9 protein-coding genes are annotated in these 12,059 nt (G+C 59.1%); 7 read left to right on the forward strand and 2 right to left on the reverse strand.

Annotated elements, in window-relative coordinates:
- The 3 genes from HHL24_RS07800 to prpF form a co-directional block, all read left to right on the forward strand.
- Nucleotides 1–684 (forward strand): citrate/2-methylcitrate synthase (locus HHL24_RS07800; protein ID WP_329606601.1); only part of this gene is annotated, 684 nt, incomplete at its 5' end.
- Between the two features lie 392 nt (nucleotides 685–1,076).
- Nucleotides 1,077–3,674 carry a Fe/S-dependent 2-methylisocitrate dehydratase AcnD gene (gene acnD, locus HHL24_RS07805; protein WP_169484937.1) on the forward strand — a complete coding sequence of 866 codons (2,598 nt, stop codon included), beginning with the start codon at nucleotides 1,077–1,079 and terminating at the stop codon, nucleotides 3,672–3,674.
- Nucleotides 3,675–3,827: 153 nt separating this feature from the next.
- A complete protein-coding gene (prpF, locus tag HHL24_RS07810; protein ID WP_169484938.1) occupies nucleotides 3,828–5,012 on the forward strand; it encodes a 2-methylaconitate cis-trans isomerase PrpF in 1,185 nt (394 codons plus the stop codon).
- Between the two features lie 44 nt (nucleotides 5,013–5,056).
- Here prpF and HHL24_RS07815 read toward each other — a convergent pair whose 3' ends face one another.
- Nucleotides 5,057–6,103 carry a LysR substrate-binding domain-containing protein gene (locus tag HHL24_RS07815; RefSeq protein WP_169484939.1) on the reverse strand — a complete coding sequence of 349 codons (1,047 nt, stop codon included), beginning with the start codon at nucleotides 6,101–6,103 and terminating at the stop codon, nucleotides 5,057–5,059.
- A 32-nt stretch (nucleotides 6,104–6,135) separates the two neighbouring features.
- On the opposite strand from HHL24_RS07815, the gene HHL24_RS07820 reads away from it, so the two are divergent.
- Together HHL24_RS07820 and HHL24_RS07825 are read left to right on the forward strand one after the other, a co-directional pair.
- Nucleotides 6,136–7,635, forward strand: coding sequence for a carboxylesterase family protein (locus tag HHL24_RS07820; protein WP_169484940.1), 1,500 nt, complete (start codon nucleotides 6,136–6,138; stop codon nucleotides 7,633–7,635).
- Nucleotides 7,636–7,805: 170 nt separating this feature from the next.
- Complete coding sequence (locus HHL24_RS07825; RefSeq protein WP_169484941.1) at nucleotides 7,806–9,053, forward strand: porin; 1,248 nt, start codon at nucleotides 7,806–7,808, stop codon at nucleotides 9,051–9,053.
- Nucleotides 9,054–9,147: 94 nt separating this feature from the next.
- On the opposite strand, the gene andR is transcribed toward HHL24_RS07825, so the two are convergent.
- A complete protein-coding gene (gene andR, locus HHL24_RS07830; RefSeq protein ID WP_169485110.1) occupies nucleotides 9,148–10,104 on the reverse strand; it encodes an anthranilate 1,2-dioxygenase regulatory protein AndR in 957 nt (318 codons plus the stop codon).
- A gap of 189 nt (nucleotides 10,105–10,293) precedes the next feature.
- Between andR and andAc the strand changes: the two genes are divergently transcribed.
- On the forward strand, nucleotides 10,294–11,565 hold the full coding sequence (gene andAc / locus HHL24_RS07835; protein ID WP_169484942.1) for an anthranilate 1,2-dioxygenase large subunit AndAc: 1,272 nt from the start codon (nucleotides 10,294–10,296) through the stop codon (nucleotides 11,563–11,565).
- Nucleotides 11,566–11,581: 16 nt separating this feature from the next.
- Nucleotides 11,582–12,055, forward strand: a complete 474-nt coding sequence (gene andAd / locus HHL24_RS07840; protein ID WP_169484943.1) for an anthranilate 1,2-dioxygenase small subunit AndAd — start codon at nucleotides 11,582–11,584, stop codon at nucleotides 12,053–12,055.
- Nucleotides 12,056–12,059 lie beyond the last annotated feature (4 nt).

Genomic DNA, 12,059 nt, shown 5'->3' on the forward strand with positions numbered 1-12,059 from the left:
GAAACCGACGACGATTCGATCGGCGGCCACTTCCTGCACCTGCTGCACGGCGTGGAGCCGTCGAAAGCATGGGTCGACGCGATGCACGTGTCGCTCAACCTGTACGCCGAGCATGAATTCAACGCCTCGACGTTCACCGGCCGCGTGATCGCGGGCACGGGCTCGGACATCTACTCGGCGATTACCGGCGCGATCGGCGCGCTGCGCGGCCCGAAGCACGGCGGTGCGAACGAAGTCGCGTTCGAAATCCAGTCGCGCTATCAGACGCCTGACGAAGCCGAAGCCGATATCCGCAAGCGTGTCGAGAACAAGGAAGTGGTGATCGGTTTCGGTCACCCGGTGTACACGATCTCCGACCCGCGCAACAAGGTCATCAAGGAAATCGCGAAGAAGCTGTCGAAGGAAGCGGGCAACAACAAGCTGTTCAATATCGCCGAACGTCTGGAGTCGGTGATGGCGGATGCGAAGAAGATGTTCCCGAATCTCGACTGGTTCAGCGCGGTGTCGTATCACATGATGGGCGTGCCGACGGCAATGTTCACGCCGCTGTTCGTGATCGCCCGCACGGCAGGCTGGAGCGCGCACATTATCGAGCAGCGGATCGACAACAAGATCATCCGCCCGAGTGCGAATTACACCGGCCCCGACGATCTGCCGTTCGTGCCGCTCGCGAAGCGCGTCTAAGCCTGCCAAGGGTGTCTAAGGTCGAAGGTCGTCCAGGGGAGTTTGAAAACCTCCAACGGCTTTTGACCGTGTAAGCGCGAGGCCGCAAGCGTTTCTCCTCCATTGCGTCTCATGAGCGCGACGTAATGAAGCTTGGGCCTTGGCTCGCTGGAACCCAGAGCCAAGGCTGTTTTTTTGCAGCGTATGTTGCGGTGCTTATTGCGCTACGTTGTGCGGCGCATCAACGAAAGACGCTGCAAGCCGGCGCGCCACCGCGAGCGCCACCGCAAGCTAAACTACACAGACTGTCCGATTGACACGCCAGGGAAGCGCCGCTTGAAAGAGGGGCAGCGGATTGTGAATTACGGCTGCCGCCATCGTCCCCGGATCATTATTGTTTTGTCCCCTACGCCATGAATACTGCCAACCGCAAACGCCTTCCCGGCACCCAGCTGGATTTCTTCGACACGCGTGCCGCCGTCGATGCAATCCAGCCCGGCGCCTATGACAAGCTGCCGTACACCTCGCGCGTGCTGGCCGAAAACCTCGTGCGCCGCTGCGATCCGGTGACGCTGACGGCGTCGCTCAAGCAGATCATCGAACGCAAGCGCGAGCTGGATTTTCCGTGGTTTCCGGCGCGCGTGGTGTGCCATGACATTCTCGGTCAGACCGCTTTGGTCGACCTCGCCGGCCTGCGCGATGCAATCGCCGCGCAAGGCGGCGATCCCGCGATGGTCAACCCGGTCGTGCCGACGCAGCTCGTCGTGGATCACTCGCTCGCCGTCGAGTGCGGCGGTTTCGATCCGGATGCGTTCGCGAAGAACCGCGCCATTGAAGATCGCCGCAATGAAGACCGCTTCGACTTCATCAACTGGACCAAGCGCGCGTTCAAGAATGTCGACGTGATTCCGCCGGGCAACGGCATCCTGCATCAGATCAACCTGGAGCGCATGAGCCCGGTGGTGCAGGTGAAAGACGGCGTGGCTTTCCCCGATACGCTGGTCGGCACCGATTCGCATACGCCGATGGTGGATGCGCTTGGCGTGATCGCGGTTGGCGTGGGCGGACTTGAAGCGGAGAGCGTGATGCTGGGACGCGCGTCTTATATGCGCCTGCCGGATATCGTCGGTGTGGAACTGACGGGCAAGCCGGTTGAAGGCATCACCGCGACCGACATCGTGCTCTCGCTGACCGAATTCCTGCGCAAAGAAAAAGTGGTCGGCGCGTACCTCGAGTTCTACGGAGCAGGCACGGCCAACCTGACGCTCGGTGATCGCGCGACCATCGCCAACATGGCCCCCGAATTCGGCGCGACGGCCGCGATGTTCTACATCGACGAGCAGACCATCAAGTACCTCAAGCTCACCGGGCGCGACGATGAACTCGTCAAGCTGGTCGAGACCTACGCGAAGGAAACCGGCCTGTGGGGCGATACGTTGACGCACGCGGAGTACGAGCGCGTGCTGAAGTTCGATCTGTCGACCGTGGTGCGCACGCTGGCGGGTCCGTCGAACCCGCATCGTCGCTTGCCGGTTTCCGAACTGGCCGCGCGCGGGATCAGCGGCAAGGTGGAGAACGAGCCGGGCCTGATGCCGGACGGTGCGGTGATCATCGCTGCGATCACGAGCTGCACGAACACCAACAACCCGCGCAATATGATCGCCGCCGGCTTGCTGGCGCGTAACGCCAATCAACGCGGACTGACCCGCAAGCCCTGGGCAAAGACGTCGCTCGCGCCGGGATCGAAGGCGGTCACGCTGTATCTGGAAGAGGCGGGCCTGTTGCCGGAACTGGAGCAACTGGGCTTCGGCGTGGTCGCGTATGCATGCACGTCGTGCAACGGCATGTCGGGTGCGTTGGATCCGGTGATCCAGAAGGAAATCGTCGACCGCGATCTGTATGCGACGGCTGTGCTGTCCGGTAACCGTAACTTCGACGGCCGTATTCATCCGTATGCGAAGCAGGCCTTCCTGGCGTCGCCCCCGCTGGTGGTCGCCTACGCGATAGCGGGCACGATCCGCTTCGATATCGAGAAGGATGTGCTTGGCGTCGATACTGACGGTAATGCGATCAGGCTGAAGGACATCTGGCCGTCGGATGAAGAGATCGACGCGATCGTGGCTTCAAGCGTGAAACCGGAGCAGTTCCGCAAAGTGTATGAGCCGATGTTCGCTGTGACCGTCGATACAGGTGAGAAAGCTGATCCGCTGTACGACTGGCGTCCGATGAGCACTTATATTCGCCGTCCGCCGTATTGGGAGGGTGCGCTTGCCGGTGAGCGCACGCTGAAGGGCATGCGTCCGCTGGCTGTGCTGGGTGACAACATCACGACCGACCACCTGTCGCCGTCCAACGCGATCATGGCGGACAGTGCATCGGGTGAATACCTCGCCAAAATGGGCTTGCCGGAAGAGGACTTCAATTCGTACGCAACCCACCGTGGCGATCACCTGACCGCGCAGCGTGCCACCTTCGCGAATCCGACGCTGAAGAACGAGATGGTGCTGGAAGACGGCAAGGTGAAGGCCGGTTCGTTGGCCCGCATCGAGCCTGAGGGCAAGGTGACGCGTATGTGGGAAGCGATCGAAACCTACATGGAGCGCAAGCAGCCGCTGATCGTGATTGCCGGGGCCGACTACGGTCAGGGTTCGTCGCGTGACTGGGCGGCGAAGGGCGTGCGTCTTGCCGGCGCGGAAGCGATCGTGGCTGAAGGGTTCGAGCGGATTCACCGCACGAATCTGGTGGGCATGGGCGTGTTGCCGCTGGAATTCAAACCTGGTGTGAATCGCCTTACGCTCGCTATTGACGGCACCGAAACCTTCGACGTGATCGGCGAACGCAAACCGCGCGCCGACCTCACGCTCGTGATTCATCGCAAGAGCGGTGAGCGCGTGGAGGTGCCCGTGACGTGCCGCCTGGACACCGCGGAAGAGGTGTCGATCTACGAAGCCGGCGGCGTGTTGCAACGCTTTGCGCAGGACTTTCTTGAATCGACGAAGGCTGCGGCTTAAGGCTTTTAAGCTTCTCAAGTTGATTCGGCCGCTTGAACTGTCTTTGTCGATTTAGTCGGCCTGGTCGGTTCAGCGGCGAATGTAACGCAGGTTTGGGCGGTGTGGCACAACGTGCTATGCGATGCCGCCCTCCCTCATCAGGACACCACTTTTATGGCCCACAAACCTCAGATCAAGATTCCGGCGACGTACATGCGCGGCGGTACCAGCAAAGGCGTGTTCTTTCGGCTGCAGGATTTGCCGGAGGCGGCCCAGGTGCCGGGCGCGGCGCGCGATGCGCTGCTGATGCGCGTGATCGGCAGCCCGGACCCGTATGGCAAGCAGATCGACGGTATGGGCGGCGCGACTTCCAGCACGAGCAAGACGGTCATCATCGCGAAGAGCAGCAAGCCGGATCATGATGTGGATTATCTGTTCGGGCAGGTTTCTATCGATAAGGCTTTCGTCGATTGGAGCGGCAATTGCGGGAATCTTTCTGCCGCGGTGGGCCCGTTTGCGATTAGCGCGGGTCTCGTCGATGCGAGCCGGATTCCGCAGAACGGTGTGGCTGTTGTACGCATCTGGCAGGCGAATATCGGCAAGACGATTATCGGGCATGTGCCTATTACCGATGGCGCTGTGCAGGAAACTGGGGACTTTGAACTCGATGGCGTGACGTTTCCTGCTGCTGAGGTTCAACTCGAATTCATGGACCCTGCTGCCGAAGAAGAGGGTGCCGGTGGCGCGATGTTCCCGACTGGGAATCTGGTCGATGACCTTGAGGTGCCGGGTGTCGGCACGCTGAAGGCGACGATGATCAATGCCGGCATCCCGACCATTTTCGTGGACGCGGAAGCGATCGGTTATAAGGGCACCGAACTACAGGACGCTATCAATAGCGACGAGAAGGCGCTGGCGATGTTCGAAACCATTCGCGCGCATGGTGCGGTGCGTATGGGCCTCATTAAAAATCTCGATGAGATCGCGACGCGGCAGCATACGCCGAAGGTTGCTTTTGTCGCCAGGCCGGCCGACTACGTTGCTTCTAGCGGCAAGCGTGTTGCCGCGAGTGACGTCGATCTGCTGGTGCGGGCGATGTCGATGGGTAAGCTGCATCACGCCATGATGGGGACGGCTGCTGTCGCGATTGGTACGGCGGCGGCGATTTCAGGGACGCTGGTGAATCTTGCTGCCGGTGGTGGGGCGCGGGATGCGGTGCGGTTTGGGCATCCGTCGGGCACTTTGCGGGTGGGGGCTGAGGCTCGGGAGGAAGGCGGAGAGTGGACTGTCACCAAAGCGATAATGAGCCGTAGTGCGCGGGTGTTGATGGAGGGGTGGGTGAGGGTACCCGGGGAATGAGTTGCCGGTTCGTCGCGTGGCATAGCGATCGGTCATCAAATTGACTACGCGACGAAACCACTGTCACCGGGACGGCGTGAGTTCATCGCGCCTTTCAGTTGCTGTAAGAACGTGGACGCCGCTCTACTGAGCGGCTTGTCGCTGCGCGTGACCGCGACGAGCGGGCCGAGATGAAGCGGCAATTCACAGAGCACGGGTTGCAGTCGATACAGGGTGTGCAACTCTTCCGCGATGCATTGCGATGCGAGCACGAGCGTGTCGCTCTTACTTGCGAGCCGAAACGTCAACGGCGAAACCTGCGAGGACATGACATCCGTTCCAAAACGCAGGCCCATATCGCGCACGGCGAACTCCAGTTGCTGCCTGATGATATTGGGTTGTTCGGGCAAGACCCACGGAAAGCCCAATAGGTCCTCGAGCGTGACCGGTTTCTGCGTGAGCGGGTGTCCCTGCCGAGCGACAAATAGTGGATGGTCATCGCGAAGCGGCTCTTGCAAGTACTGATCGCCGCCGAAGCCACTCGCGAGACGCCCAATGACGATGTCAACAAGATCCTGATCCAGGCGTTCAAGAAGCGCTTCCATCGAATCCTCACGGACGCTCAGGCGTATCCTGGGCGATCTCGTCCGGAATTCCGCGACGCAATCGGCGAGGACTTCCCACCAGTTAAGCGGGAAGAATACGCCAATCGATAGTGTTCCCATGTCGCCGACGCGCAGCGCGTCGAGTTCCGCTGCCGCCCGTTGCACGTCACTGGCGATCAGGTAGCCATGGCGCACAAGGGCTTCTCCAAGAATGGTCGGACGCATTCCTGATGGCGTGCGCTCGAACAGCTGTGCGCCCGTGATTGCTTCAACCTCCGCCAGTGCCTTCGATATCGCCGAGTGACTCACCATGAGCGCCTCTGCCGCCTTCTGCAGACTCCCGCATCGCGCTATTTCGAGTACCACGGAAATATGGCGAAGCTTCAGACGCTGTTGCAAGGAGCTCATAGTCGGTGGCTCATGAATTTTCTTCAAGGGTGATAGCGAAATTTTCCGTTTTGTTTCCGCAGCAGCTGCGTGAACATCACTTTCGATGCACGACAGCATACCCCGGCTGCAAAGCCGTTCGCAACGTACCCGTGCAGCCACATGAAGGCGAGCGAGATAAATCTATGACGAAGACAACCATCACACATTGCGCACAAGGTGTTCTCAAGGGCGTGCTGGACGACGGAGTCCATACATTCTTCGATATTCCCTACGCTGTCGACGCGGGTCGATTTTTACCTGCGCTTGCGCCGTCCACATGGCCCGGCGAACGCGACTGTACACGGCCTGGACCTGTCTTTCCGCAGTTGCCAAGCCGCCTCGACTTTGTGATGGGCTCAACGGGAAGAGGCGCGGAAATGTCGGAGGATGCCTTTCGTCTGAACGTCTTCACGCCGACACTTTCCGGCCAACTACCGGTCATCTTCTGGATTCACGGGGGTGGCTTCCTGACGGGGGGAGGCTCGCTGCAGTGCTACTTCGGCGACCAGCTCGCGAGAAGCGGGCGCGCCGTTGTGGTGACCATGAACTATCGGCTTGGTCTGCTCGGCAATCTCTTCATGAAGGGGATTTCGCAAGGCAACCTCGCCGTTCGCGATCTCGAGATGGCCTTGCAGTGGGTCAAATCGAATATCGGCAGTTTTGGTGGCGATCCGGAATCGATCGTGCTGGCCGGACAATCCGCGGGTGCCTGGTTCACGCAGTTGCTCGCTGCAATGAAGCCAACGAGTGCGCTCGTCAAAGGCGGCATCATGCTCAGTTATCCGGGTCTACCGCCGATGGCACCTGAAGCCGCTCAGACGATGGCCGAGCAGTTCTGTGCGATGGCGGGAATAGACCCGTCCGGCGACGCGTTGCGCACGATGTCCGTAGAACGCATACTGGAATTGCAGACCTCGATGTTGCGTGCGCAAAGCGTGTTTGCAGACGTGCCCGTGCTGTTCCGGAGCGTTTGTGAAAACGAGGTTCCGGCGAACCCTGGCGCGCAGGCCCGCGAGAATTTTGCCGGCAAGCCGCTGATGATCGGCTGGACCCGTGAAGAAATGGGCAGCTTCTTCGCGAGCAACCCCGCAATGGTCGGTGCGACGGAAGAGCAGGCCTTGAAGAAATATGGCGAAGAATACGGCGAGCAAGGCAACACATTTTACAGGCGGGCCCTCAAGCGTCGGCTCAATGGCCGAGCCTACACAAGCCTCGTCGATTTAGGTTCGGACAAACTGTTCAAGCTTCCGGCAATCAGGTTCGCCACGGAGATGGAATCGGCTGGCAGCAACGTCTTCGCGTATCAGTTTGACTTCCAGTCGCCTCAGGCAGAAGTGGGAGCAGGCCATTGCTTCGAGCTGCCATTCTTGTTCGGCAACTTCCAGGACTGGGTTGACGCACCGATGCTGGACGGAATCGACCTGACGGCTGCACGCTCGCTATCGGCTTGTATTCAGGCGTACGTTCTTAACTTTGTTGAGTCGGGCGATCCGAATGGCGAACATTTGCCGTATTGGCCGGCCTATGAGCGCTTGCAGGGGCGGCGGACCATGCGCTTCGCGGATGTGATTGAGACCGTTGCGAGCGGTACGGAGAGTGGAGTGTATTGAGAACGCGCGACGCTCGACGTTTCAATGAAAGCGTTTTGAGCGTCGCCGACGCTTGCGGCAAGCGTTGACCGCAGGACCAATGCCGATGCCTTCAGCGACTTCGCCGGTATTTGGTAGAAGCGATCGACGACAGAACGTCCAAACCATAATTCGTATAACTGAACAAAAGAATGCGCTGGAAGGGGCGCAGTTTTTTCACGAAGCTGATCGCTTTTTTCCGTATTGTTTTCCCCGAATTCATAGGACTATCGAGCCAACCTCGGGCGGAGCTCGAGAGCAAGAGCAGTGAACATCAACGACTAGAAGGGAAGGAGATCGGCGTGGGAATTGGAAAAGACGTGAAGTTATTGGGTGGGGTTGGCCTCCTGCTACTGGGATGCTCGTCAGAGGCATTCGCGCAAAGCAGTGTTTATATATCGGGTTTTCTGGGCGCTGGGATCGGTTACACGAGCAACGTCGCAGGGCACTCAAGCGTGTCAGAAACCAATGGTGTATTGCGTCCAAACTCGTTTGTAATGCAGGGCAAAGAAGACTTGGGTGGTGGTCTGCAGGCTCTCTTCTATCTGGGTACTCTGTTTTCGATGGATACGGGAACGATCCTTGGTGCGCCCGGTAGTCTTTTCTCTCGAGAATCATATGTTGGTCTGTCGAATCAATATGGCACCTTGACCTTTGGTCAGCAGCGCGATTTTATGTTCGACATGACAGTGCACGGGTATGCGGGCGGCTTCAACCAAGGCCTCTGGGGTGCTCACCAGGGCCCGTTTCCGACCTTCGGCGTGCCCTACGTGATTGGCGGATCTTACGACTTCGACCGGCTCAACGGGGAGGCTGTCAATAACGCGGTCAAGTTCAAGAGCGCAAATTTCAGCGGAATGACCTTCGGAGCGATGTACGGCTTTGGTGGCGTTGCCGGTCATTTCGGGAACTCCAGCTCATCGAGTTTCACCGTCAACTATGAGTTCGGTTCGGGTGGTGTGGGTGCTGCGTACACGATGGCGAAGCCGCCCACGATCAATAATGGTAATGATGGCATTCGGAACATCGGCGTAGGCGGCAAGTATCTGTTGGCGCCGGTTCAATTGTCGGTGCTGGGGACGATCTCTCGCAATACAGGAACTGGAGCGCAGATCGATGCCGTCGACGCGACTGTGAGTTACGACGTTACGCCGTTCTGGAATTTCGCCACGACCTATACCTATATGGGTGGAAATCACGTGCTCGATAGCGCCCACGCAAATCAGGTGGATGCTACGTTGACTTACCGCCTCTCCAAGCGCACCTCGGTGTACGGAACCTATGTCTGGCAGAGGGCATCGGGTAAGGGCGCGCTCGCCCGCATCAACTCGACCCAAACGAGCCCATCGAGTTCCGACGCCCAGACGATGGTGGGAATCAGCATCGCGCATCTTTTCTAGTCGTCGCGCGGAGACGCTTAACCTTGGGGACGCAATGTCCCCTCTAAGGCCTTCTATTCCTTTTCTGCCGGCAGAAGCCGGATGAACACCGCAGTCAGCGAAGCTGACCGCGCCGCGGCGTTTCCGACGGAAGTTCGCCAAAGCGGTCGCGATAGCCTTGCGCAAACCGGCTGAGGTGGGTAAACCCGCAATCCAGCGCGATCGTCGCGACGCGGAGGTCGGACGTGCTTTCACGAATGATCTGACGCGCGCGGTCAAGACGCATCTGTCGCAACAGGCTGATGGGGCTGGTATGACGAAAGCGCAGAAAGCCCTCGGAAAGCGTTCTCACCGGCACGCCCGCCGCGCTTGCAATTTCTGACAACTGGATTGGCGCGGCGAGGTTGGCTGCCATGAACTCTTCGGCACGGCGAACGAACTGGGGAGCGATTGCCGGTCGGGGCGATACCCCGTGCCCCGCGTCATAACCGCACAACAGACTGACCAGCAGCGATTCGACGTGTGCGCCAACGGTCGGGTTATGGGCGGCGATATTTAGCAGGTCGTCCGAACTCGCGACCAGTTTCAATTGTTCTTTCCACGCGCGCATTGGACCACTCGCCAGCGATACGGACGTTTTCGCGCCGATGCTGGAAGCATCGTCGTCACTGAGCGAGGCCGGGTCGATCCGCATGATCAACTGCTCGCAATCGGGCGACAGCAGAGCGCTGAAGGATTCGCCGGGGGCGCGAATGACGGCATGCTGGTCGTCTACGATGATCGTCCTGCCTGCCGCGCGGACCTCCGCATTGCCGGCGACGCAAAGCATCATCAGAAAGTATCCGTCGACGGCTTCCACATCCACCTGTATGGCGGCGCCGAAGCTGATCGTGCCAATGCCGAGTCTTCCGATCCGCACGAAATCCATGTGAGAGCGACCGTGCGCATGTCCTTGCGGAAGCAGCGAATGCGGCTGCATGACGCGCGAAATCAGTTCACGAGTCTCGTCGAGGTCGGCTGATTCAAACAGACGGTGGCGTCGCAATGCGGGGAGTCGGAGATCGGATCTCATGATTGTTTCAGCGCGCTCGCGCGCGGACTCAACACTGGCCCATCGTTCATAAAGCTGCCTGAACTGGATATAGGAGGGGCGTCCAGCCAGAAACGGATAGACCCAACATTTTCCGCCTCCAAAAATAACTCCGCAATGCAGCAACGATTTCGTTGCCGCAAAGCGTCCCCACAATGCGGAGAAAATAGCATGGAAATGGTCGAATCGCCTGTGACCTTCAGGAACACGCTTGACAGCGACATGGTGCAGTTCCCGCGCGACGACGGTTCGCGCGTGCCCTATAAGGTATTCAGCTCGCAGGCAGTGTACGAGCGTGAGCAGGAGCGCATCTTTCGTGGTCCGACGTGGAACTTCGTTGCGCTCGAAGCGGAAATTCCGAATGCGGGCGATTTCAAGAGCACGTTTGTCGGCGATACGCCTGTCGTCGTCACGCGCACCGAAGACGGCTCGCTTTCGGCATGGGTCAACCGTTGCGCACATCGCGGCGCATCGGTGTGCCGCAAGGCGCGCGGTAACGCCACGTCGCACACCTGCGTGTATCACCAATGGAGTTTCGACAACAGCGGCAATCTGCTGGGCGTGCCGTTCCGGCGTGGTCAGAAAGGCATGACGGGCATGCCGCCCGATTTCGATCCGAAGCAGCACAGCCTGCGCAAGCTGCGTGTAGAGAGCTATCGCGGTCTCGTATTCGCGAGCTTCAGCGACGCGGTTGTCCCGCTGCCTGAATATCTTGGCGCGGAAATGCGTCCGTGGATCGACCGTATCTTTCACAAGCCGATCGAATACCTCGGCTGCACGCGGCAATATTCGAACTCCAACTGGAAGCTGTATCTGGAGAACGTGAAGGACCCGTATCACGCGAGCATGCTGCATCTGTTCCATACGACCTTCAACATTTTCCGCGTCGGCATGAAGGCGCGCTCGATTCCCGATGCGACGCACGGCCTGCACAGCATCATCACGGTGACGAAGACGGGCGAGGACACGTCGGCGGCCTACAAGCAGCAACAGATCCGCTCATTCGATGAAGGCTTCGCGCTCGAAGACGATTCGATTCTGGGTCTCGTCTCCGAATACGACGAGGACACCACCAACCATATTCAGCCGATCTTTCCGCAGCTGGTGGTTCAGCAGATTCACAACACACTCGTCGCGCGTCAGTTACTGGCTAAAGGCCCGGATAACTTCGAACTGATCTTCCATTTCTTCGGCTATGCCGACGATACGCCTGAATTGCGCGAGTTGCGCATCAAGCAAGCTAACCTGGTCGGACCGGCGGGCTATATCTCGATGGAAGACACGGAAGCCACCGAACTCGTGCAACGCGGAACGGTGCGCGATTCGGATGCAACCTCGGTGATCGAGATGTCGCGCAGCAACCCGGATCAGCAGGATACGGTGATCACGGAAAGTCTGATTCGCCGCTTCTGGGTCGGTTATCAGAAGCTGATGGGCTATTGAAGAAAAGGACACGCAAATGGATCAGATGAAGCTTTGGTTCGAAGTGAACATGCTGCAGAACCAGTACATCAGTAATCTCGACAACGATCGGCTTGAAGCGTGGCCAACGCTTTTTACCGAAGACTGTATGTACGAGATCGTGCCGAAAGAGAACGTGGATATGGGACTGCCGATCGGCATCATTTATTGCACGAACCAGAAGATGCTGCGCGATCGTGTCGTGTCGCTGCGTCACGCCAACATCTTCGAGGAGCACACGTACCGCCACATGACGTCGGGCCTGACCATCATGAGCGAACAGGACGGGGTGATTGAGACCGAGAGCAGCTATGTCGTGGTGCAGACGCGTTCGAATGGCGAGTCAGACGTGTATCAGGCCGGTAAGTACTTCGACCGTATTGTGCGCACGCCAGACGGACTGCGCTATCGCAGCAAGCGGGTGGTGTACGACACGTCACGCGTGCAGACGCTGTTGGCGACGCCGATCTGAGGAG

Source organism: Paraburkholderia polaris (assembly GCF_012927345.1).
GTDB classification, from domain to species: Bacteria; Pseudomonadota; Gammaproteobacteria; order Burkholderiales; family Burkholderiaceae; genus Paraburkholderia; species Paraburkholderia polaris.